General features: G+C 71.3%; 23 protein-coding genes. 22 read left to right on the top strand and 1 reads right to left on the bottom strand.

Going from position 1 to position 23,187, the window contains the following annotated elements; genetic code table 11:
• The 12 genes from E1289_RS19145 to E1289_RS19090 form a co-directional block, all read left to right on the top strand.
• Positions 1–312 (top strand): DALR anticodon-binding domain-containing protein (locus E1289_RS19145; RefSeq protein ID WP_243712956.1); only part of this gene is annotated, 312 nt, incomplete at its 5' end.
• Complete coding sequence (gene lysA / locus E1289_RS19140) at positions 309–1,700, top strand: diaminopimelate decarboxylase (RefSeq protein WP_131982018.1); 1,392 nt, start codon at positions 309–311, stop codon at positions 1,698–1,700. The genes E1289_RS19145 and lysA, both read left to right, overlap by 4 nt.
• Complete coding sequence (locus tag E1289_RS19135; RefSeq protein WP_243712955.1) at positions 1,697–3,001, top strand: homoserine dehydrogenase; 1,305 nt, start codon at positions 1,697–1,699, stop codon at positions 2,999–3,001. The genes lysA and E1289_RS19135 overlap by 4 nt, the downstream gene beginning before the upstream one ends.
• 70 nt (positions 3,002–3,071) lie before the next feature.
• The gene (gene thrC / locus E1289_RS19130) at positions 3,072–4,139 is read left to right on the top strand and encodes a threonine synthase (RefSeq protein ID WP_131982016.1); all 1,068 of its coding nucleotides are present in this window, start codon (positions 3,072–3,074) and stop codon (positions 4,137–4,139) included.
• Position 4,140: 1 nt separating this feature from the next.
• Entirely contained in the window at positions 4,141–5,082 is a 942-nt protein-coding gene (gene thrB, locus E1289_RS19125; protein ID WP_131982014.1) for a homoserine kinase, read from the top strand.
• Positions 5,083–5,537: 455 nt separating this feature from the next.
• The gene (gene rho, locus E1289_RS19120; protein WP_131982012.1) at positions 5,538–7,640 is read left to right on the top strand and encodes a transcription termination factor Rho; all 2,103 of its coding nucleotides are present in this window, start codon (positions 5,538–5,540) and stop codon (positions 7,638–7,640) included.
• Positions 7,641–7,830: 190 nt separating this feature from the next.
• On the top strand, positions 7,831–9,234 hold the full coding sequence (locus E1289_RS19115; protein ID WP_243712954.1) for a sensor histidine kinase: 1,404 nt from the start codon (positions 7,831–7,833) through the stop codon (positions 9,232–9,234).
• A gap of 89 nt (positions 9,235–9,323) precedes the next feature.
• The gene (locus E1289_RS19110) at positions 9,324–9,977 is read left to right on the top strand and encodes a response regulator transcription factor (RefSeq protein WP_131982010.1); all 654 of its coding nucleotides are present in this window, start codon (positions 9,324–9,326) and stop codon (positions 9,975–9,977) included.
• A gap of 257 nt (positions 9,978–10,234) precedes the next feature.
• Positions 10,235–10,450 (top strand): 50S ribosomal protein L31, encoded by a 216-nt coding sequence (gene rpmE / locus E1289_RS19105; protein ID WP_131982008.1) that lies wholly within the window; start codon positions 10,235–10,237, stop codon positions 10,448–10,450.
• A gap of 121 nt (positions 10,451–10,571) precedes the next feature.
• Positions 10,572–11,636, top strand: a complete 1,065-nt coding sequence (gene prfA, locus E1289_RS19100; protein WP_131982006.1) for a peptide chain release factor 1 — start codon at positions 10,572–10,574, stop codon at positions 11,634–11,636.
• A gap of 10 nt (positions 11,637–11,646) precedes the next feature.
• On the top strand, positions 11,647–12,507 hold the full coding sequence (gene prmC, locus E1289_RS19095; RefSeq protein ID WP_131982004.1) for a peptide chain release factor N(5)-glutamine methyltransferase: 861 nt from the start codon (positions 11,647–11,649) through the stop codon (positions 12,505–12,507).
• Positions 12,508–12,566: 59 nt separating this feature from the next.
• Positions 12,567–13,511: an L-threonylcarbamoyladenylate synthase gene (locus E1289_RS19090; protein WP_131982002.1), complete on the top strand. Its 945-nt coding sequence runs from the start codon at positions 12,567–12,569 to the stop codon at positions 13,509–13,511.
• Between the two features lie 58 nt (positions 13,512–13,569).
• On the opposite strand, the gene E1289_RS19085 is transcribed toward E1289_RS19090, so the two are convergent.
• On the bottom strand, positions 13,570–13,995 hold the full coding sequence (locus E1289_RS19085; protein WP_131982000.1) for a hypothetical protein: 426 nt from the start codon (positions 13,993–13,995) through the stop codon (positions 13,570–13,572).
• A gap of 356 nt (positions 13,996–14,351) precedes the next feature.
• Between E1289_RS19085 and E1289_RS19080 the strand changes: the two genes are divergently transcribed.
• The 10 genes from E1289_RS19080 to E1289_RS19035 all read left to right on the top strand — a co-directional run bounded on the left by E1289_RS19080 (position 14,352) and on the right by E1289_RS19035 (position 23,185).
• The gene (locus E1289_RS19080; protein ID WP_131981998.1) at positions 14,352–15,488 is read left to right on the top strand and encodes a DUF2207 domain-containing protein; all 1,137 of its coding nucleotides are present in this window, start codon (positions 14,352–14,354) and stop codon (positions 15,486–15,488) included.
• Between the two features lie 195 nt (positions 15,489–15,683).
• Positions 15,684–16,838 (top strand): MraY family glycosyltransferase, encoded by a 1,155-nt coding sequence (locus E1289_RS19075; RefSeq protein WP_131981996.1) that lies wholly within the window; start codon positions 15,684–15,686, stop codon positions 16,836–16,838.
• A 254-nt stretch (positions 16,839–17,092) separates the two neighbouring features.
• A complete protein-coding gene (locus E1289_RS19070) occupies positions 17,093–17,512 on the top strand; it encodes a hypothetical protein (protein ID WP_131981994.1) in 420 nt (139 codons plus the stop codon).
• 84 nt (positions 17,513–17,596) lie between these two features.
• The gene (locus E1289_RS19065) at positions 17,597–17,821 is read left to right on the top strand and encodes a hypothetical protein (RefSeq protein WP_131878297.1); all 225 of its coding nucleotides are present in this window, start codon (positions 17,597–17,599) and stop codon (positions 17,819–17,821) included.
• Between the two features lie 60 nt (positions 17,822–17,881).
• Positions 17,882–18,679: a F0F1 ATP synthase subunit A gene (atpB, locus tag E1289_RS19060; RefSeq protein WP_131981992.1), complete on the top strand. Its 798-nt coding sequence runs from the start codon at positions 17,882–17,884 to the stop codon at positions 18,677–18,679.
• A gap of 106 nt (positions 18,680–18,785) precedes the next feature.
• A complete protein-coding gene (gene atpE, locus E1289_RS19055) occupies positions 18,786–19,016 on the top strand; it encodes an ATP synthase F0 subunit C (RefSeq protein WP_131878293.1) in 231 nt (76 codons plus the stop codon).
• Between the two features lie 32 nt (positions 19,017–19,048).
• Positions 19,049–19,606: a F0F1 ATP synthase subunit B gene (locus tag E1289_RS19050; protein ID WP_131981990.1), complete on the top strand. Its 558-nt coding sequence runs from the start codon at positions 19,049–19,051 to the stop codon at positions 19,604–19,606.
• Positions 19,607–19,709: 103 nt separating this feature from the next.
• Complete coding sequence (locus tag E1289_RS19045) at positions 19,710–20,531, top strand: F0F1 ATP synthase subunit delta (protein WP_131981988.1); 822 nt, start codon at positions 19,710–19,712, stop codon at positions 20,529–20,531.
• 116 nt (positions 20,532–20,647) lie between these two features.
• Positions 20,648–22,282 (top strand): F0F1 ATP synthase subunit alpha, encoded by a 1,635-nt coding sequence (gene atpA / locus E1289_RS19040; RefSeq protein ID WP_131981986.1) that lies wholly within the window; start codon positions 20,648–20,650, stop codon positions 22,280–22,282.
• 6 nt (positions 22,283–22,288) lie between these two features.
• A complete protein-coding gene (locus E1289_RS19035) occupies positions 22,289–23,185 on the top strand; it encodes a F0F1 ATP synthase subunit gamma (RefSeq protein ID WP_131981984.1) in 897 nt (298 codons plus the stop codon).
• Positions 23,186–23,187: the final 2 nt, after the last annotated feature.

The raw sequence follows: 23,187 nt of genomic DNA, 5'->3' as shown, positions 1-23,187 counted from the left end.
GAGCTGGGGATCGGGGCAGGGGAGCTTCAGGGCGTTGTGGCTGAGGAGCTTGCTCTGGTCGGGGCGCTGGGGGATGTGCAGGCGCGTGCGGGACAAGCGGAGCGGGAACGGGATGCCCGGCCGCTGATGTTGTGTTTGGAGAGAGTGGCCGGGGCGTACCACGACGTGCATGAGCGCTGTCCCGCGGTTCCCAAGGGTGATGAGGAGCCTGGGGCGATGCATGCCGGACGGGTGGGTTTGGCGGAGGCCGTGCAGGTCGTCCTCGGCAACGGGCTGAACGTTATCGGTGAGACCCCTAGAGAGCGGATATGAGTCGAGTACATCCAGCTGGGCCCCTGCACGCTGATGTCCTGCCGGAGGACCACCCGGTGGGGCCGGCGGACGATCTGAACGTACTGGAGCCCTCGGTCTGGCCTCGCAACGCCAAGCGGGACGACGGCGTGCTCACGGTCGGTGGGATCGACGTCCGGGATCTGGCGCGCGAGTACGGGACGCCTCTGTACGTCTATGACGAGGAGGACGTGCGGAGCCGGGCCAGGGAGTACGTGGCGGCGTTCCATGACGGGAGCGTGCACTACGCGGGCAAGGCGTTTCTGTGTACGGCCCTTGCGAAGTGGCTGGACGAGGAAGGGCTCGGCCTGGACGTGTGCAGCGGGGGCGAGTTGGCCGTTGCTCTGGCGGCGGGCTTCCCCACGGAGCGCATCACTCTGCATGGAAGCAACAAGGCGTCGTCGGAGATCGCGAAGGCGCTGGAGGTCGGGGTCGGGCGGATCGTGCTCGATTCCTACGAAGAGATCGCCCGGGTGGGGTACCTCGCACACGAGATGGGTGTCCGGCCCAAGGTGATGGTGCGTGTCACCACGGGGGTCGAGGCGCACACCCATGAGTTCATCGCGACCGCTCACGACGACCAGAAGTTCGGGTTCTCCAGGAGTTCCGGGGCCGCCCTGGAGGCGGTGCGGCGGGTGCTGGAGCTGACGCAGCTCGAACTGGTGGGGCTGCACAGCCACATCGGGTCGCAGATCTTCGAGGTCGACGGGTTCGAGGTGGCGGCGCACCGGCTGGCGGAGCTGCTGGTGGCGATCCGGAACGAGCACGGGATCGAGCTGCCCGAGCTGGACCTCGGTGGCGGGTACGGCATCGCCTACGTGCCGGGGGAGGAGCCGCACGACCCGAAGGCCATCGCGGACGGGCTGCGGGAGATCGTGGCGCGCGAGTGCCGGGCGTACGAGCTGGCGATGCCGCGGCTGACGGTGGAGCCCGGGCGGGCGATCGTGGGGCCGGGCGGGGTCACGCTGTACGAGGTCGGGACCGTCAAGGACGTCGAGGGCCTGCGCACCTACGTGTCGGTGGACGGCGGCATGAGCGACAACCTGCGCACGGCCCTGTACGGCGCCGAGTACACCGCGGCGCTGGCGAGCCGGTCGTCCGGGGCACCGCCCATGCTCAGTAGGCTTGTCGGCAAGCACTGTGAAAGCGGCGACATCGTTGTGCGCGACGTGTGGTTTCCCGAAGATCTTGCGGCCGGGGACCTGGTGGCGGTCGCCGCGACCGGTGCGTACTGTCGGTCGATGGCCAGTAACTACAACTTCGTCCCGAAGCCGGCCGTGGTGGCGGTGCGGGACGGCAGGTCGCGCGTGATCATCCGCCGGGAGAGCGCCGAGGACCTGCTGCGGCTCGATGCGGAGGTCGAAGCGTGAAACCCGGACTGCGCGTGGCGCTCCTCGGATGCGGCGTGGTCGGTACCGAAGTCGTCCGGCTGCTGCGCGAGCAGGCGGACGACCTGGCCGCACGGGTCGGGGCTCCGCTGGAGGTCGCGGGCATCGCGGTGCGGCGGCCCGACCGCTCGCGGGAGGGCGTGGACCCGGGGCTGCTGACGACGGACGCGCACGCGCTGGTGACCAGGGACGACGTCGACATCGTCGTCGAGGTGATCGGCGGGATCGAGCCGGCCAGGACGCTGATGCTGGAGGCGATGAAGTCCGGCAAGTCGGTCATCACGGCGAACAAGGCGCTGCTGGCCGAGGACGGGGCGACGCTGTTCGCGGCGGCGCGGGAGTACGGCGCCGACCTGTACTACGAGGCGTCCGTGGCGGGGGCGATCCCGCTGCTCCGGCCGCTGCGGGAGTCCCTCGTCGGCGACCACGTGCACCGGGTGCTGGGCATCGTGAACGGCACCACGAACTACGTCCTCGACCAGATGGACACGTACGGCGCGGGGTTCAACGACGCGCTGGAGGAGGCGCAGTCGCTGGGTTACGCCGAGGCCGATCCCACGGCGGACGTCGAGGGTTTCGACGCCGCGGCGAAGGCGGCGATCCTGGCGCAGCTCGCGTTCCACACCCCCGTGACGGCCGCGGACGTCCACCGCGAGGGCATCACCGAGGTGAGCGCCGCGGACGTGGCGGGCGCCAAGGGAATGGACTGCGTCGTCAAGCTGCTGGCCATCTGCGAGCGCATTCCCTCGGAGGACGGCCGGAACGGCCGCGGTGTCTCCGTTCGCGTCTATCCGGCGATGATTCCGCGGTCCCATCCGCTGGCGAGCGTCCGCGAGGCGTACAACGCGGTGTTCGTCGAGGCGGAGTCGGCCGGTTCGCTGATGTTCTACGGCGCGGGCGCCGGCGGCGCCCCGACGGCGTCGGCGATCCTCGGCGACCTGGTGGCGGTGGCGCGGAACGTGGTCGGCGGTACGCCCGGACCGGTCGAGGTCACCTACGCCAAGCTTCCCGTCCTGCCGATGGGCGAGACGGTCACGCGCTACTACATCCAGCTGGACGTGACCGATGAGGCCGGTGTCCTCGCCACGGTCGCCGAGGAGTTCGCCAGGCACGGGGTGTCGATCCAGGCCGTCCGGCAGGTCGGGCTTGGCGAGGAGGCACAGCTCGTGGTGGTGACGCACAGGGCACCGGACGCGGCCCTGTCGGCGACGGTGGAAGGGCTGCGCGGCCTGGAAATCGTCCGTGAGGTGGCGAGCGTCATGCGTGTCGAAGGCGAAGAGTGAGTCTCCGCAACACGATTCGGCGGCGACCGATAGAATTCGGACAGCATCGCAGGTCAGCGAGGAGACCGACTTGAACGCGACCGCCCGCGTGTGGCGTGGCCTTATCGAGGAGTACCGCGACCGGCTTCCGGTGACGGAGGCGACGCCGGTCGTCACGCTGCTGGAGGGCGGCACCCCGCTGCTGCCGGCCGGGCGCCTGTCCCAGTTGACCGGCTGCGAGGTGCACCTCAAGGTCGAGGGCGCCAACCCGACCGGGTCGTTCAAGGACCGCGGCATGACGATGGCGATCAGCAAGGCCGCCGAGGACGGCGCGAAGGCGGTGATCTGCGCGTCCACCGGCAACACCTCGGCGTCCGCCGCGGCGTACGCGGTGCGCGCCGGGATGACCTGCGCGGTCCTCGTCCCCAACGGCAAGATCGCGATGGGGAAGCTCGCCCAGGCGCTGGTGCACGGGGCGCGGCTGCTCCAGGTGGACGGCAACTTCGACGACTGCCTGGAACTGGCGCAGAAGCTGGCGGTCGACTACCCGGTGGCCCTCGTCAACTCGGTCAACAGGTTCCGGCTGCTCGGCCAGAAGACGGCGGCGTTCGAGATCGTGGACGCGCTCGGCGACGCACCCGACGTCCACTGCCTGCCGGTCGGCAACGCCGGCAACATCTCCGCGTACTGGATGGGCTACAAGGAGTACGCCGAAGACAAGGTGGCGTCGCGGACGCCGCGCATGCTCGGCTTCCAGGCGAGCGGGGCCGCGCCGTTCGTGAAGGGCGAGCCCGTCCTGAAGCCGCAGACGATCGCCACCGCGATCAGGATCGGCAACCCCGCCTCCTGGGACCTGGCCATCGCCGCGAGGGACGAGTCCGGCGGCGCCATCGACTCGGTCACCGACCGGCAGATCCTGGCCGCCTACCGGCTGCTCGCCCGGGAGGAGGGCGTCTTCGTGGAGCCCGCCTCGGCGGCGAGCGTCGCGGGCCTGCTTCAGGCGAGCGAACGGGGCGCCGTCGAGCCCGGGTCCAAGGTCGTCTGCACGGTGACGGGCAACGGCCTCAAGGACCCCGACTGGGCGATCTCCGGTGCGCCCGCGCCGACCGTCATCAAGGTCGACGCGCATTCCGCCGCGTCCGAGCTCGGTCTCACCTGACGTGGGCTGGACCGAAGGGCCGGTGCTCGTGCGGGCACCGGCGACCAGCGCCAACCTCGGCCCGGGGTTCGACTCGCTCGGTCTCGCGCTGTCCCTGTACGACGACGTCGAGGTGGAGGTGACCGGCGGGGGGCTGTCCATCGAGGTGGACGGCGAGGGCTCCGAGGTCGCCGGCCGCGGCGAGCGGCACCTCATCGTCGAGGTCATGCACCGCGCGTTCGGGCTGCTGGACGAGCTGGCCGGATCCGGACTCGGCCGGCCGCCCGGGCTGCGGCTGCGCTGCCGCAACCGCATCCCGCACAGCCGCGGCCTCGGCTCGTCCTCCGCCGCGACCATCGCCGCGATCGTCGCGGCCCGCGCGCTGCACCCCGGCGGGAAGCTGTTCGACGACGACGCCGTGCTCCGTCTCGCGACCGAGGTCGAGGGGCATCCCGACAACGTGGCGCCCTGCCTCGCCGGCGGGCTGACCGTCGCCTGGACGGGACCGGGCGGCCCGCGGCTCGTCCGGCTGGAGTCGCAGGTCACGCAGGTCGTGGCGTTCGTTCCGGAGCAGCGGCTGGCGACCGAGCGGGCCCGCGGGCTGCTGCCGCGGACCGTCCCGCACGAGGACGCCGCCGCCAACGCAGGACGTGCCGCCCTCCTCGTCGCGGCGCTCACCGGCGGCCTGGACCGGGAGATCCTCCTGGACGCGACGGACGACCGGCTGCACCAGGACTACCGCGCTCCCGCGATGCCCGCGTCCGCCGCGCTGGTCAGGACGCTGCGCGCGGCGGGCGTCCCGGCGGTCATCTCCGGGGCGGGACCCACTGTCCTGGCCTTCACAACCGCATCACAAGTTGATTCGATGGCTTCCGGAGTGGGTAATGGGTGGCTCAAGCACCCATTGGACGTCGCGACCCGCGGCGCACGCGTCATGACCGGACGAGCGGAGTCCCGGCCCTGACCGCGGCGCCCGGGAGGCGGGGGCCGTCGCGGCGTCCGGCCGGTGCAGGTCCCGGCCTGAGCCCGCTAGGTAAAATGCGAACACATCGACCTCTGGGGAATAGCAGTGCGGCCTGGTGATGTTAGGCTGAATGCCGCACCAGATGCCCCGTTCGGGGCAGCGTGCTCGTCAGCCACGCGTCGCCAGATCGGCCCTTCGGCCGTGTCGGTCCCGCGTAATAGGCTTCCCGACACCGTGACAATCCGTTGTCCGGCATCCCAGCGATACTTCGGACGTGGCGGTACCGGGAACACGCACGAGCGAAGCGTCCCGTCCACCATCTGGCTGTGCCCAGAACACGCAGATCCCGGCCCCACCGTGATCAGCGGAGCCCGTTCCGGCGCCCCCGCCGGACCGCACCACCGGGTCGACTGGCCGGCCACCGGCCAACGCCCGCGCCCTGGGAAGGACCCTTAGTGAGCGAATCCAGCGAACTCCTTACGGACGCATCGAGCACGGGACCCGCCGACGCCGCACCGGCCGGCGCGGAGCCCGCGACCCCCCGGCGCCGCCGGTCGGGCACCGGCCTGTCGGCGATGGTGCTCCCCGAGCTCAAGACGCTCGCGTCCAGCCTCGGCATCACCGGCGTGACCGGGATGCGCAAGAGCCAGCTCATCGCCGCCATCCAGGAGAAGCAGGGCGGCCAGGGGCAGGGCTCGGCGGGGGGCGAGCAGGGAGCCGCTGCCGTTGCCGGAGCCGAGACCGGGTCCGCCGGGACGAAGACCGAGCGTCCCCGCCGCACCCGCACCGCCGCGGCCAAGGGCGAGGCGTCCGACGAGCAGATCGCCATCGCCGACGCCGAGCCGGCGGGCGAGCAGTCCGGCGGGGGCGGCGAGCAGGCCGGTGCCAAGCAGGCCGGTGACAAGCAGGCGGGCGGCAAGCAGGCGGGCCGCGACGAGCAGGCCACGGCGGACGACCAGTCCGGCCGGCAGGCCGCCAAGACCGCCGAGAAGCCCGACGGGCGGCAGGACCGCGCCGACCGGCAGCACGGCCGGCAGCGGGGCGACAGGCAGGACCGCGGGGGCTCCGAAGGACGCGGCGAGCGCGGGGAGCGGCAGGGCCGCGACCGTGACCAGGGCCGCGAGCAGAACTCCGAGGACGGCGAGTCCCAGGGCGGGCGCGACGGCCGGGACGGGCGCGAAGGCCGCGAGGGCGGCCAGCGCCAGCGCCAGCGCGGCGGCCGGGAGCGCGGTGACCGGGAGCGCGGCGACCAGGGCGGCGGCCGGCAGCGGGGCCAGAACCAGGGCGGCGGCCAGGGCGGCGGCCAGGGCGGCCAGCACGACGATGACGACGGCAGTGGCCGGGGCCGGCGCGGGCGCCGGTTCCGCGAGCGCAACCGCGGCCGCGGCCGCGAGCGCTACGAGGAGCCGGTGATCACCGAGGACGACGTCCTGATCCCGGTCGCGGGCATCCTCGACATCCTCGACAACTACGCGTTCGTCCGCACCACCGGTTACCTGGCGGGCCCGAACGACGTGTACGTCTCGCTGGCGCAGGTCCGCAAGAACGGGCTGCGCAAGGGCGACGTCATCACCGGCGCGGTGCGCCAGCCCCGCGAGGGCGAGCGGCGCGAGAAGTTCAACGCGCTGGTGCGCCTCGACACGGTCAACGGGATGGAGCCCGAGCAGGCCAAGGCCCGCGTCGACTTCAGCAAGCTGACCCCGCTGTACCCGCAGGAGCGCCTGCGGCTGGAGACCGACCCGGGCATCCTCACCACGCGGATCATCGACCTGGTGTCGCCGATCGGCAAGGGGCAGCGCGGCCTCATCGTGTCGCCGCCCAAGGCCGGCAAGACGATGGTGCTCCAGGCGATCGCGAACGCGATCACCAAGAACAACCCGGAGTGCCACCTGATGGTCGTCCTGGTGGACGAGCGTCCGGAAGAGGTCACCGACATGCAGCGGACGGTGAAGGGCGAGGTCATCCACTCGACCTTCGACCGTCCCGCCGAGGACCACACCACGGTCGCCGAGCTGGCGATCGAGCGCGCCAAGCGGCTCGTCGAGCTGGGCCACGACGTCGTCGTGCTGCTCGACTCGATCACCCGCCTGGGCCGGGCCTACAACCTGGCGGCGCCCGCGTCCGGCCGCATCCTGTCCGGCGGTGTCGACTCGACGGCCCTGTACCCGCCCAAGCGGTTCTTCGGCGCCGCGCGCAACATCGAGAACGGCGGCTCGCTGACCATTCTCGCGACCGCGCTGGTGGAGACCGGGTCCCGGATGGACGAGGTCATCTTCGAGGAGTTCAAGGGCACCGGCAACATGGAGCTGAAGCTCAACCGGTCGCTGGCCGACAAGCGGATCTTCCCGGCGGTGGACGTGGACGCGTCCAGCACCCGCAAGGAGGAGATCCTCATGGCCCCCGAGGAACTGCGGGTCGTCTGGCAGCTCCGCCGCGTGCTGCACGCGCTCGACACGCAGCAGGCGCTGGAACTCCTCATCGAGAAGATGAAGGAGACCAAGTCCAACGCCGAGTTCCTGCTCCAGGTCCAGAAGACCACGGTCTCCGACGACCGCTGACGGCGACCGCCCACGGCGACCGCCCACGGCGACCGCGAACGCCCCCGCCCGGACCGACCCGGGCGGGGGCGTCCGCGTCCCCGGACCCTCGGGTTAGCCCCACCCCCGATCGGCAGGCGCGCGTCATGGTCGCCCGGACCGCCGGTCGGCAGGCTTGGACCATAGGTTGGAACGGGCATGGAGGGACGACGTGGGCGAGCTGAGCAGGCCCCCCGGAGATGGGGGCGCGACCGCGGGCGGCGCCGCAGCGCGCTGGGCGGCGGCGCGATGGGCCACGGTGATGCGGGTCGGCGGTGAGACGGCGGCGACCGTCGCGAACAGTCCGTGGACCCCGCTCGCCATGGCGAAGTCTTCGCTGACCTGGCGGTCGGCGATCTATCTGGGCGGCAGCCTGGCCCTCGGGCTCGGCTGCTTCATCGGGCTGACCGTCGGGCTCGCGCTGTCGTTCGCGCTGCTGATCATCTGGGTGGGCCTGCCGATGCTGGCGCTCATGATGGTCGCGTGGCGGGGCGCGGCGATGCTGGAGCGCCAGCTCGTCCGGGCGGCGTTCGGCGTGCGCGTCCCGAGCCCGTACCGGCGGCTGCCGCCGGGACGCAACCCGCTCACCAAGCTGAAGGGGATGGCGTCCGACCCCGCCACCTGGAAGGACCTGCTGTACCTCGCGCTGCTGTTCCCCGTCACGCTGGTGGAGTTCGTCGTGTCGGTGGCGGTCTGGTCCGCGACGGGGATGCTGCTGGCCATGCCGGTCATCGTGGCGGTGGACGGCGGCGCCGAGGTGGGCCTCGGGTTCGTCTCGTACTGGGCCGGGAGCCCGCTGGAGGCGCTGCCGCTGACGGCCGGCGGCGTGGTGTTCCTCGTCCTGGCGATGTACGTGACGCGGGTGATGGCGATCGGCCATTCCGCGTGGGCGCGGCTGATGCTGGGCCCGAGCCTCGCCCAGACCGAGAACCTGGAGCTGCGCAAGCGGACCGAGCATCTGCGGGCCAGCCGTGCCCGCGGGGTGGACGCGGCGGAGTTCGAGCGCCGCCGCATCGAGCGGGACCTGCACGACGGCGCGCAGCAGCGGCTGCTGTCGGTGGCGATGGACATCGGGCGGGCCCGCGCCAAGCTGGACGAGGACCCCGAGGGCGCGCGGGCGCTGATCGAGCAGGCCCACTCGGGCACCAAGGAGGCGATCGCGGAGCTGCGCGACCTGGCCCGCGGCATCTACCCGGCGATCCTCACCGACCGCGGCCTGGACCCGGCGCTGTCGGGGCTGGCGGCCCGCGCCCCGGTGCCCGTGGAGGTCGAGGTGGATCTTCCGGAGCGCCCCCCGGCGGCGGTGGAGAGCATCGCCTACTTCATCGTGGCCGAGTCGCTGGCGAACATCGCCAAGTACGCCCGCGCGACCCGCGCGACCGTCCGGGTGGCGCGCGAGGACCGGTGGGTGGTGGTCGAGGTGACCGACAACGGGGTCGGCGGCGCGGCCGCGCGGCCGGAGGGCGGTCTGGCGGGCCTGGCGGACCGGGCGGCCACCATCGACGGCATGCTCCTCGTGGACAGCCCGCCCGGCGGCCCCACGATCATCCGGGCCGACCTCCCTTGCACCTGGTAGGCCCCTCGCACCCGGTGGACCGGGCCGGGCCGCGCGCCGGGTCGCCCGAGGCGGCCCGGCCCGGCCGTGCCCACCCCGATAATGGACCGATGCGGGTAGTGATCGCCGAGGACTCGGTGCTGTTGCGTGAAGGGCTCGTCCGGCTGCTCGACGACGCGGGAATCGAGACGGTCGCGACGGTGGGGGACGGGCCGGGCCTGCTCGGCATCGTCGAGGAGCACGAGCCCGATCTCGCCATCGTGGACGTGCGGATGCCGCCGTCGTTCACCGACGAGGGGCTGCGCGCGGCGATCGCCGTCCGGGAGCGCCGGCCCGGCACGCCGATCCTCGTGCTGTCGCAGTACGTGGAGGAGCGGTACGCGACCGACCTGATCGGCGGCGGCGCCGAGGGCGTCGGCTACCTGCTGAAGGAACGGGTGGCGGACGTCGCCGAGTTCATCGACGCGGTCCGCCGCATCGCCGGCGGCGGGACGGTCATCGACCCGGAGGTGATCGGCCAGCTGCTGGGGCGCCGCCGCACCGGCGACCCGCTGGACGCGCTGACGCCGCGGGAGCGGGAGGTCCTGGCGCTGATGGCGCAGGGACGCTCGAACGGCGCCATCGCCGCGGACCTCGTCGTCACCGAGGGCGCGGTGGAGAAGCACATCTCCAACATCTTCATGAAGCTGGACCTCCAGCTCGCGCAGGGCGGGCACCGCCGCGTCATGGCCGTGCTCGCCTACCTGGGCCGCGACGGCGGCTGACCGTCCCGCGGGCACGCCGGAGGCAGGATCGGGAATGCCCGATGACCTCGCCACGTTCAGGTATCTGGCACACTTGGAGCGAGTCGTTCTCATCCGGGGCGCCGGCGGACCGGCACCGCGGGCCCCGATCGGGATGAGCACGGTTCGCGACCGCTGCGGTACCGGTTCACGTCTCCTGTATCACCCATGGCCCTGTCGGGTGCGAACGGCCATGTGACCCGCGGGACGCCCGGCGACCGCCAGAAGCGAGGAGAACCATGAAGCCTGACATCCACCCGAACTACGTCGTCACGACCGTGACGTGTACGTGCGGTAACACCTTCGAGACCCGCAGCACCGCCGAGAACGGCGTGATCCACGCGGACGTGTGCTCGAACTGCCACCCGTTCTACACGGGCAAGCAGAAGATCCTCGACACCGGCGGCCGGGTCGCGCGCTTCGAGCAGCGCTACAAGAAGAAGGCCGGCAAGTAGCCGAGCGCCGCACACAGCGACCAGGGACGGCCCGGGGAGACCTCGCGAGGGTCCCCGGGCCGTTCGGAGTCGGCTTCCGGAGGCCGGTGGCCCCCGGGACCGGGACGGGCCAGGACACAGCGTGAATCTCGACGATCTGATCAGCGAATACGCGAGCATCGAGGAACGGCTCGCGGACCCGTCCGTCCATGCCGACCAGAGCCTGGCGCGCAAGCTGGGCAAGCGCTACGCGGAGCTGCGGCCGATCGTCGAGACGCACCGGGAGCTGACCTCGACGGAGGACGACCTCACTGCCGCCCGCGAACTCGCCGGGGAGGACGCGGCGTTCGCCGCCGAGGCCGGTGAGCTGGAGAAACGGCGTGAGGAGCTGGAGGAGCGGCTGCGCCGGCTGCTCGTGCCGCGCGACCCGAACGACACGAAGGACGTCATCCTGGAGGTGAAGGCGGGCGAGGGCGGCGAGGAGTCCGCGCTGTTCGCCGGGGACCTCCTGCGGATGTACCTGCGCTACGCAGAACGCGTCGGCTGGAAGACCGAGATCCTCGACTCCCACCTGTCGGACCTCGGCGGGTACAAGGGTGTCACCGTCGCCGTGAAGTCCAAGGGGTCCCAGGACGAGGGCGTCTGGACGCGCCTCAAGTACGAGGGCGGCGTGCACCGGGTGCAGCGCGTCCCGGCCACCGAGTCGCAGGGACGCATCCACACCAGCGCGGTCGGCGTGCTCGTCACGCCCGAGGCCGAGGACGTCGACGTCCAGATCGACCCCAACGACCTGCGCATCGACGTGTACCGCTCGTCCGGTCCCGGCGGGCAGAGCGTCAACACCACCGACTCGGCGGTCCGCATCACGCACACGCCGAGCGGCGTCGTCGTCTCGTGCCAGAACGAGAAGAGCCAGCTGCAGAACAAGGAGCAGGCGCTGCGCATCCTGCGGTCGCGGCTGCTGGCGATGGCGCAGGAGGAGGCCGACGCGGCCGCCGCGGCCGAGCGCAAGAGCCAGGTACGGACGGTGGACCGGTCCGAGCGGGTGCGCACCTACAACTATCCGGAGAACCGGATCTCCGACCACCGGGTCGGCTACAAGGCCTACAACCTCGACCAGGTGCTGGACGGCGACCTCCACAACGTCACGCAGGCGCTCGTCGACGCCGACATGGAACGCCGACTGGCCGAAGCCCAACAATCATGAGCCCACAATCATGAAGCTGCTGCTCGACGAGATCGCCAGGGCCACCGCGCGGCTCGCGGACGCGGGGGCGGCCTCGCCGCGCGCCGACGCCGAGGAGCTCGCGGCGGCCGTGCACGGGGTGCGGCGGACCGAGCTGCACGGCGTCCCCGACAGCGCGTTCGACGCCCGGTTCTGGGAGTTCGTCGCGCGCCGCGAGGCGGGGGAGCCGCTGCAGCACATCACCGGCCGCGCGTTCTTCCGCTACCTGGAGCTGAGGGTCGGGCCCGGCGTGTTCGTCCCGCGCCCGGAGACCGAGGTGATGGTCGGCTGGGCGCTGGAGACGCTGCGCGACATGGACGTCCGCGACCCGCTCGTCGTCGACCTCGGCACCGGGTCGGCGGCGATCGCGCTGTCGATCGCGCTGGAGGCGCCGCGCTCCCGCGTCCACGCGGTGGAGCGGGATCCGACCGCGTTCGTGCACGCCACCCGCAACGTCGAGGAACTCGACGAGCGGGGACGCGTCCGGCTGCACCTCGGCGACTTCGCCACCGCGCTGAAGGAGCTGGACGGCACCGTCGACCTCGTCGTCAGCAACCCCCCGTACATCCCGATGAGCGAGTGGGAGTACGTGCCGCGCGACGTCCGCGACCACGATCCCGCGGACGCGCTGTGGGGCGGCGGAGACGACGGGCTGGACGCGATCCGCGTGGTCGAGGACACCGCCCGCCGGCTGCTGCGGCCCGGCGGCTACGTGGCGGTCGAGCACAGTGACCTGCAGGGCAACGACGTCTACTGGGTGTTCGCGGAGGAGCGCGGGTGGCGGGACGTCCGCAACCGCCGCGACCTGACCAACCGGGACCGCTTCGTCACGGCGCGGCTGGCGGCGGAGTAGCCCGTTATCCTTGGCCGTGCCATACCCGAGAGCGCTGCGCAGATGGGAAGACGGCGACCGTGAGCCGACGATATGACTGCTCCGACCCGATGGAGCGCACCCGCGGAATCGCCGAGGCCGTCTCGGCGGTGCGGCGTGGTGAGCTGATCGTCCTGCCGACCGACACGGTGTACGGCGTCGCGGCGGACGCCTTCACCCCGCCGGCGGTGACGGCGCTGCTGGACGCCAAGGGGCGCGGGCGGGAGATGCCGCCGCCGGTCCTGGTGGGGTCGGTGCGGGCCGCGACGGCGCTGGTGGACGACCTCGGCACCTACGGGCAGGACCTCATCGACGAGTTCTGGCCGGGCGCCCTGACGCTGGTGTGCCGCGCGAACCCGAACCTCATGTGGGACCTCGGCGAGACCAGGGGGACCGTCGCGGTGCGGATGCCGATGCACGAGCTGGCGGTGGAGCTGCTGAAGGAGAGCGGCCCGCTGGCCGTCAGCAGCGCGAACCTCAGCGGCCAGCCCGCGGCCCGCAGCGCCGCGGAGGCCGAGAAGATGCTCGGCGACGCGGTCTCGGTGTACCTGGACGCCGGCGAGTCGGGGCACGGCGACGCGTCGACGATCGTGGACCTGACCGGGTCGATCCCGCGGCTGCTGCGGGCGGGCGCCATCCCCGAGTACAAGATCCGCACGGTGGTGGGCGTGCTGCTGACCGATGAGGACGAGGACAGCGAGCCGGAGGAGCCCGGCGGGGCCGCGGAGGGGCCAGAGGCCGCGTCCAGGGTCGATCTGGTCAAGCCTTCCGTGGCCAAGGGGGAGGCGCCCGAAACCCGGGACGCGGCGGCTGAGCCCGCCGCCGAGGCCGCTGAGCCCGCCGGGGCCCCCATCGAAACGGCCCCGAACCACGCGCGGGATTCCGCGCCGGATTCGGGGCCGGAGCCCAAGCCTGGGAATTCCGCCGACGCAGGGGCGAGCCCTTCGCTCGCCGAGGACGGCGAAAGTCAGCCGAAGAACGCGTGAATGCTGAAGGTCCCGCCGGGCCGGGCGGGACCTACGTCATCGGCTGGTGGGAAACGGCTCAGAAGAGCCTCTTGCCCTTGCCGTAGTAGTACTTCCCGGTCTTCTTGTTGCGGCCGCACTCCTGCACCCAAAGGTGGCTGCTGTAGCTCGACTTGGCGCTGATCGAGACGGTGGCCTTGCCGTCGAAGTGGTACTTCGTGCCGCTGGACGTCACGCCGATGATCTTGTGGCGCACCCAGTACTTCTTGCTGCCCTCGGTGAACAGGAAGCGCACGCAGGCGGTCCAGCCGTTCTTCGCGCCGTCCCGGAGGTAGCCCTTCACGTAGGTCGTGCCACCGCTGCGGGCGTAGGTGCCCCACGCGCTGACATTCCCGTAAGAGTTGTACGGCACCCACTTCGTGGCTGCCTGGGCGGGGGTGGCGACGACGGCCATCCCGGCCATCAGGGTGCCGGCCGTCACGGCCACTGCAGCGATTCGCCGCATAGGTCCTCCATGCATGAGGTTCGGGGGGGGTTATCGGCCGATAACCTAGCAGGGTCAGCAAGATCATCTTTATGTCATTCTTAGGACCCGACCAGGGCAGGCCGAAACCGGCGATCCCGCGAACCGATTCGGCTCCGGCGGCGTCCAATGGTCCGGAAGTCGTTTGCGCGCCTGCGCCCCGGGCGTGCAACGGTCTCGGCGGGGCCGGGGGAGGGTGCCCGCCGGGCCCGCCGCCATGGCGCCGGACGCGTCGGTCATGACAAAGATCACACCGGCTTACCGGGCCGGAAGTGGCACGTAGCCTGGCGAGAGTAACGCCCTCGTTACGCCGACACAGCGACGGCAGCGGTGAAACTATGCCTGACGTGCGTGGCCGTGTCCGGGGGCCCGCGATCGCAGCGGGCGCGCTGCTGCTGACCCTCGGACTCATGCTGCCCGCCGAAGCCGCCGTCCGCGCCCACGGCACGGAGACGGCCGGCGCGGCGCACACCGGCGACGGCCGGCCGGGCGGGGACGGCGGCACCGGCGAGACCGGCGAGACCGACGAGACCGGCGAGACCGGCGGAACGGCCCGTCCGGCACCCGCCGTCTCCGGAACCGTCCCGCCCCCGGAGACCTCCGCCGGGGACATCGCGGAGAGCATCGCCACCTACGACGTCGTCCTCGCCATCGGCACCGACGGCGTCCTGCGCGTCCGGGAGACGATCACCTACGACTTCGACGAGTCCGGGCGGCACGGCATCGTCCGCGAGGTGCCGTTCCGCCGCGGCGACCGGCTGTACGAGGTGCGCGGCATCCGGGCCGGCTCCTCGACCGGCGCCCCGGCCCGGGTGCGGACGACCAGGCTCCTGAACGACGTGCAGATCAGCGTCGGCGCCCGGCAGCACGAGGTCCGCGGACGGCAGGCGTACGTGATCGAGTACGACGTGGCGCGGGTGTTCACCCCCCGCGCCGGGCACGACGAACTGGTCTGGGACGCGATCGGCACGAACTGGCGCGTCCCGATCAGGAACGCGGCCGTCCGGGTGGAGGCGCCCGTCCCGCTGCGGCACGCGACCTGCCGCGCCGGTGCCCCCGGCGCGACGACCCGGTGCCTGCGCGACCGCGACGGCCCCTACGCCGTGGACTTCATCCAGCGCGCCCTCGCCCCGCGGGAGGGCATGAAGATCCGGGTGAAGCTGCCCAAGCGCGCGATCGCCGTCCCGCCGCCGCGGCACGTCCCGCCGCGCTGGGCCGGCGACTGGGCCGGGACCGCGCTGCTCGCGCTGTCGCTCGGGATGGTGCCGCTGCTGCGCCGCCGCCCGGTGCCGCGCCGGCGGGCCGGGGCGGCCCTGGCCGCGGCCGGCGCCCTGCTGGTCGTCGCCGACGCGGGCGGCGAGGTCGCGGCGCACGGGCTCTGGGCGTTCTCGCTCGGCGACCGCTGCCTCGCGGGCCTCGCCCTGGTGGTCGTCGGGGCCGGCGTGGTCTGCGTCCACCGGCCCCGGTCCCCGTAACCCGGCGCGGGCGGCGGCCCGGAGGATTACAGTTGTCCGATCACGCTCGTGAACAGATCGTCCCCGCGGGCCGTCTATCAGGGTGACGGCCTATCAGGGTGACGGCGTGCCGCGATGTGCGGGCCCGCGATGTGCGGGACGGCGCTCACGGGGCAGTCAACCACCGGCGATGCTGGGCGAAGGAGGCGCAGGGGAGTGCGGGAATACCTGCTCAGCATCCTCGTCGCCGCGCTGGTCGCCTACCTGCTGACGCCCCTGGTGCGCAGGTTCGCCATCTGGTTCGGCGCGCAGGCCGTGCCCCGCGACCGCGACGTCCACGTCATCCCGACGCCCCGGCTGGGCGGCCTCGCCATGTTCGGCGGGATGGTCGCCGCGCTGGTGGTGGCGACCGGGCTCCCCGAGATGCGCAAGGTCCTCGGGGACGGCGACATCAGCGTCGGCAAGGCGCTGCTGCTGTCCGGCGGCCTGATCGTGCTGATCGGCATCGCGGACGACCGCTGGGAGGTGGACGCGCTCACCAAGTTCGCCGGCCAGGTCGCCGCCGCCGGGATCTTCATCATGCAGGGGATCCAGATCTACGTGATCCCGCTGCCGACCGGTGAGTCGCTGTCGCTGCCGCCCGCCTACGGGGTGCCGCTGACCGTCCTCGTCGTCGTCGCCACGATCAACGCGGTCAACTTCATCGACGGGCTCGACGGGCTGGCCGCGGGCGTCGTCGGGATCGCGGCGCTGGGGCTGTTCTCCTACGCCTACCTGCTGTCGAAGGCGAACGGGATGACCACGCTGACCGGCGCGACCCTCATCGCGGCGGTCCTGTTCGGGATGTGCGCGGGCTTCCTGCCGCACAACTTCAGCCCCGCCCGGATCTTCATGGGCGACACCGGCTCGATGCTGATCGGCCTGCTGCTCAGCGCGTCCACGATCATGCTGACCGGGCAGTTCGACCCGGCGATCCTCGCCAACGGGCTGTTCCCGTTCTTCGTCCCCGTGCTGCTGATCCCGGCCGTGGCCGCGGTCCCGTTCATCGACATGCTGCTCGCCGTGTGGCGGCGCACCAACCAGGGCCGGTCGCCGTTCTCCCCGGACAAGCAGCACCTGCACCACCGGCTGCTCGAACTCGGCCACTCCACCCGCCGCGCCGTGCTGATCATGTACTTCTGGGTGGGACTGCTGGCCTCCGGGCTGGTGGGGCTCGCGCTGTTCGACGCCGCGTGGATCACCCTCGGCATCACGCTGCTGGTGGCGGTCGCGGGCATCATGCTCATGCTCCACAAGCCCCGCCGGCTGCGCCGCCGCGGCCCCGTCGCCCCCGGCGACCACGCCGCCGAACGCCCGCGGCTCCCCGTCTGAGGACCTGCCGGCACCGGCTCTGATCTGCGGATAGACTGTGCGCGGCCGCGGCGGGCCGGTGCCGGCCCGGCGGGCCCGGCCGGGCCCGCGGAGCGCAGCCGGCGGCACGAGTCGGGGCCGCACGGCGCAGAGTCCCTGAGAACGGCAGCCACCGGAAACCGCATTACCTTCAGGGTAATTGTGGACAATCCGGACGCTTGTGATACCTTTCACGAACAGAAAACGACCACCGAACGTGACCAGCCGGAGCCCTCATGCAATCCAACGACGCCCGGATGCTCCGCGGCGCCGCGATCCCGACCGCGGTCGTCGGGGTGGGTGCCGTCCTGATCGCCCTGCTGGCCGCCGGCGCCAAGGGCGCCCTCGCGGCCGCGCTGGCCGCCGTCGTGGTGATCGCCTTCTTCTCCATCAGCGCGGTGGTGGTCTCCTGGGCGGGCAAGATCTCCGCCCAGACGATGATGCTGGCCGCGCTCGCGAGCTACCTGGTGAAGATCCTCGCGGTGATGGTGCTGGTCACGGCCATGGACGGCGTCACGATCTGGAACACCAAGGTCTTCGGCTGGACGGTCATCGGGCTCGCGCTGCTCTGGATCGCCGCCGAGTTCCGAGTCGCCCTGAAGCAGAGGCCCTACATTGACGACGAGACCGAGAACGCGCTGGACCGGAGTCCATGATGGAGGCGTCGCGGAAGGTGACGTTCCCAACGGGCTACTCCAATATGACCACCGCATGGATGGCCTGCTATCGTCCGGAGCGCGATGAGCGAGCAGAAACGTCGGCCGGAGGACGGCCAACGGGAATTCGCCGACGTCGCCTGGTCTGTGCCCGGCTACCTGCTCTCCGGAATGATCATCTGGGGCGGTCTGGGCTGGCTGCTGGCCAACTGGACCGGGCAGGACTGGCTGATCCCGATCGGTGTGGTCATCGGCGTCGGGCTCGCCACCTACCTGGTCTACCTGCAGTTCGGTCGCCACACCTCCTGAGCGGCCCGCCGCCGAGGAAGCGTCCGTGAGACATCACCACATTGATGAAGGGAACGCCGCGTGAACGCGCAGACGGTCCTCGCCGCCTCCGAAGGGGGAGAGTTCCAGGCACCGGGCCCGGAGCTTTTCGACTTCCCGCCCCTGTTCGCCGGCGGCCCCGAGTGGCTCACCAAGCCGGTCGTCTTCGCCGTCTTCGGCTCGCTGCTCGTCTGCGGCCTGTTCTGGATGGCGTTCGCGAAGCCGAAGCTCGTGCCCCGCGGCATGCAGAACGTCGGCGAGCTCGGCTACATCTTCGTGCGGGACCAGATCGCCCGCCCGTTCCTCGGCAAGAACACCGACCGGTGGATGCCGATGCTGATGTCCCTGTTCTTCCTGATCTGGATCTGGAACATCTTCGCGGTCGTGCCGATCATCCAGTTCCCGATCGCGTCGCACATCGCCTTCCCCGCCGTCCTGGCGATCATCGTCTACGTCACCAAGGTGTACCTGGGCATGAAGCACCAGGGCCCGGTGAAGTACTTCACGAACATGATCCCGCCGGGACTCCCGCTGCCGGTCTACTTCCTGCTGGTGCCGATCGAGTACCTGTCGACGCTGATCCTGGCGCCGTTCACGCACGCCGTCCGGCTCTTCGCGAACATGTTCGCCGGCCACACGATCCTCGCGTTCTTCAGCCTCGTCGGCTTCTGGTTCCTGTTCGAGGAGCCCACCATCAAGGGGTTCGGCGTCGGCATCATCGGCGTGCTCGTCACGATCGTCATGACCGCGTTCGAGCTGCTGATCCAGTTCCTCCAGGCGTTCCTGTTCGCGATGCTCGCCGCCATGTACATCCAGAGCGGCCTGGAGGCCGAGCACTAGGCCCCCCGGGTCATGGCGCCACCCCGGGCGCCGCGCCCCCACCGAACCACCCACGTTCAGCCCAGACCGGCGGACGCTCCGCCGGCCGACAGAAAAGGAAAGATCAATGGGAGTCCTCGCCGAGGTCAGCGGTAACGTCACCTCGATCGGATACGGTCTCGCGGCCATCGGCCCGGGCATCGGCGTCGGCATCATCTTCGGTCAGGGCGTGAACGCGATCGCCCGTCAGCCGGAGCTGACCGGCGTCATCCGCACCAACATGATGCTGGGCTTCGTCCTCACCGAGGCGCTGGCGCTGATCGGCCTGGTCGCGCCGTTCATCTTCCAGGGCATCTGAGCACGGATCCCATCTGAGGAAGGGCTGCAGACATGATCAAAGCAGCGTCCGTCCTAGCGGCGGAGGAGAACAACCCTCTCGTCCCGCACGCCTACGAGCTCGTCGTCGGCGTCTTCGCGTTCCTCGTCGTGATGGTCGTCCTGGGCAAGATCCTCACCCCGCGCATCCAGCAGACGCTGGCGGAGCGGACCGAGGCGATCGAGGGCGGGCTCCAGCGTGCCGAAGAGGCGCAGAAGGAGGCCCAGAAGGTCCTCGACGAGCACAAGGCCCAGCAGAAGGCGGCGGCGGTCGAGGCGTCCAACGAGCGCCGCAAGGCCGAGGAGCAGGGCGCGCAGATCATCGCCCAGGCCAAGGAGCAGGCCCAGGTCGAGGCGCGCCGGATCGTCGACAACGCCAAGGCGCAGATCGAGGCGGAGCGGCAGCAGGCGCTGCAGTCGCTCCGGGCCGAGATCGGCGCCCTGTCGGTCGAGCTGGCCGGACGGGTCGTGGGCGAGTCCCTTGAGGACAGTGCGCGGCAGAGCCGGGTCGTCGACCGGTTCCTCGAGGAGCTCGAGGAGCGTGCTCGCACGCAGGAGCAGATCACATCATGACCTACCTGATGTCGCGCCTCCGGCCCGCTGGGCCACGGCGCTTCCACGCCCGGTCTTCCCTCGTCGCCCGTGCCTCGCTCCTCGGTCCAGACCGGGCGGCGCCATGACCATCACCGGAGCGGTGAGCAGGGCGTCGCTGGCGGAGGCCAGGGAGCGGCTTGAGACGGTCATTCCGTCCGCCGACCTGGCCGAGCTCGGCGGCGACCTGTTCGCGGTGCTGCACCTGATCGACCGCGAGCACGGCCTGCGGCGGGCCGTCTCCGACCCCGCGCGGGACGGTGCCGACAAGGCACAGCTCGTCCGGATCCTGCTGGAGGGCAAGGTGTCGCCGGCCGCTCTCGGGCTGGTCTCCGACGTCGTCCGGCTGCGCTGGTCCAAGCCGTCGGAGCTGTCGGACGCGGTGGAGACCCTCGCGGTCACCGCCGAGGCCGCCCGCGCCGAGGCCGACCGGCGGATCGACGACCTGGAGGACGAGCTGTTCCGGTTCTCCCGGGTCGTCGAGGGCGAGCCCGAACTGCGCGGCGCCCTCGCCGGGCCGGGCCTGCCGGACGACCGCAAGCTCGGCCTGGTCAACGCGCTGCTGGACGGCAAGGTCACGCCGGCGACGATGACGCTGGTCACCGAGCTGGTGCTGCGCCCGCGAGGACGTAGCCTGGAGAGCGGGCTGGCCGAGTACGGCAGGCTGGTCGCCCAGCGGCGGCAGCGGCTGGTCGCGCTGGTCCGCACGCCGGTCGAGCTGTCCGAGGCGCAGCGGGCACGGCTCGCCGCGGTGCTCGCCACCGCCTACGGCCACGACGTACACCTGAACATCGAAATCGACCCCGCGTCGATCGGCGGCCTGTCGATCGAGATCGGGGACGAGATCATCGACGGCACGATCGCCGGACGGCTGGACGATGTCCGCCGGCGGCTCGGCGCCGGCTGAGGCCGGCGGGCGAGCCGGCGTAGCCGGCGGACCGATTCCGACGAAGTCGGTCGGGGGGCGCGGGGGGTCGTCCCCCCTCGGGCCAGATCTGACCCAAAGGGAGCAAGAGAGGAATCATGGCGGAGCTGACGATCCGTCCGGATGAGATCCGGAACGCGCTGGAGCGCTTCGTCCAGTCGTACGAGCCCGAGGCCGCCGCGCGCGAAGAGGTCGGCACCGTCGTCGATTCCGGCGACGGCATCGCCCACATCGAGGGCCTGCCCTCCGCGATGGCGAACGAACTCGTGGAGTTCGAGGACGGCACCCGTGGCCTGGCTCTGAACCTGGACGTGCGTGAGATCGGCGCCGTTGTCCTTGGTGACTTCAGCAAGATCGAGGAGGGCCAGAAGGCCCGCCGGACCGGCGAGGTCCTCTCGGTCCCCGTCGGCGACGGCTTCCTCGGCCGCGTCGTGGACGCGCTGGGCAACCCGCTGGACGGCAAGGGCCCGATCGAGACCACCGAGCGCCGCGCGCTCGAACTGCAGGCCCCGACCGTCGTGCAGCGGCAGTCGGTCAAGGAGCCGCTGCAGACGGGCATCAAGGCCATCGACGCGATGACGCCGATCGGCCGCGGTCAGCGGCAGCTGATCATCGGTGACCGGCAGACGGGCAAGACGACCGTCTGCGTGGACACCATCATCAACCAGAAGGAGAACTGGGAGTCGGGCGACGAGAGCAGGCAGGTCCGCTGCATCTACGTCGCGATCGGCCAGAAGGGCTCCACGATCGCCAACGTCCGCCGCTCCCTGGAGGAGGCCGGCGCGCTGGAGTACACCACGATCGTGGCGGCCCCCGCGTCCGAGCCGGCGGGCTTCAAGTACATCGCCCCCTACACCGGGTCCGCGATCGGCCAGCACTGGATGTACCAGGGCAAGCACGTCCTGATCGTCTTCGACGACCTGTCGAAGCAGGCCGAGGCGTACCGCGCGGTGTCGCTGCTGCTGCGCCGCCCCCCGGGCCGCGAGGCGTACCCCGGTGACGTCTTCTACCTGCACTCGCGGCTGCTGGAGCGCTGCGCGAAGCTGTCGGACGACATGGGCGGCGGCTCGATGACCGGCCTGCCGATCATCGAGACCAAGGGCAACGACGTGTCGGCGTACATCCCGACGAACGTCATCTCCATCACCGACGGGCAGTGCTTCCTGGAGACGGACCTGTTCAACCAGGGCGTCCGCCCGGCGATCAACGTCGGCATCTCGGTGTCCCGGGTCGGCGGCGACGCGCAGATCAAGGCGATGAAGACCGTCGCCGGAACGCTGCGCCTCGCGCTGTCGCAGTTCCGTGACCTGGAGGCGTTCGCGGCGTTCGCGTCCGACCTGGACGCCGCCTCCCGCTCCCAGCTGGACCGCGGCGCCCGCCTGGTCGAGCTGCTGAAGCAGCCGCAGGGCAGCCCGTTCCCGGTGGAGCAGGAGGTCGTGTCCGTGTGGGCGGGCACCTCCGGCGCGCTGGACGACGTCCCCGTGGCCGACATCCGCCGCTTCGAGCGCGAGTTCCTCGACTACATGGACCGGGAGGAGAGCGACCTGCTGACCTCCATCCGGGAGACCGGCAAGCTCTCCGACGACGGCCTCGCCGGCCTCGAGAGCGCCGTCACGGCGTTCAAGAAGGGCTTCCAGACCAGCGAGGGCGAGATCCTGGCGGAGGAGCCCGTCGAGGCGATCGCGGACGAGGACGTCGCACAGGAGACGATCACCCGCGTCAAGAAGGACTGACGGGCGATGGCCGCACAGCTTCGCCAACTCCGGCAGCGGATCAGGTCGGTCAAGTCGACCGCCAAGATCACGCGCGCCCAGGAGATGATCGCCACGTCGCGGATCGTCAAGGCCCAGCAGGCGGTGACGGCGTCCAAGCCGTACGCCGACCAGATCACGCAGGCCCTGACCGCGCTGGTGAGCCATCACGTCGGGATCGACCACCCGCTGCTGCAGGAGCAGCCGGCGGACAACCGCAGCGCGGTGCTGATCATCACCAGCGATCGCGGGTTCTGCGGCGCCTACAACGCCAACGTGATCCGCGAGGCCGAGTCCCTGATCAAGGCGCTGCGGGACGAGGGGCGCGAGCCGGTCCCGTACGTCGTCGGCAACAAGGGCATCACCTGGTACCGGTTCCGGGACCGGGACGTCGCGCAGACCTGGCACGGGTTCAGCGACCGCCCGGCCTTCGTGAACGCGGAGGAGATCGGGCGTCGGCTGACCGACGACTTCCTGAAGACCGACGCCGAGGGCGGGGTCGGTGAGATCCACGTGGTCTACACCGAGTTCGTCTCGATGCTCACCCAGCAGGTGCGGGTCACCCGGCTGATGCCGCTGGAGATCGAGGAGGCCGAGTCCTCCAAGGTCCCGCCGGCGTACGAGTTCGAGCCGTCCGCGGCGGCCGCGCTCGACCTGCTGCTGCCCAACTACGTCGAGAGCCGCATCTTCCACATGCTGCTCCAGTCGGCGGCGGCGTTCCAGGCCGCGGTCCGGCGGGCGATGAAGTCGGCGACCGACAATGCCAACGAACTGCTCGGGGTCTACACGCGCCAGATGAACCAGGCGCGGCAGGCCGCGATCACCCAGGAAATCAGCGAGATCGTCGGTGGCGCTGACGCGCTCGCCGAGTCTGGCGGGGAGTGACA

The sequence above is a fragment of the Actinomadura sp. 6K520 genome, from assembly GCF_004349245.1.
Taxonomy (GTDB): domain Bacteria; phylum Actinomycetota; class Actinomycetes; order Streptosporangiales; family Streptosporangiaceae; genus Spirillospora.
This window is presented reverse-complemented; position numbering and strand designations above follow the sequence as displayed.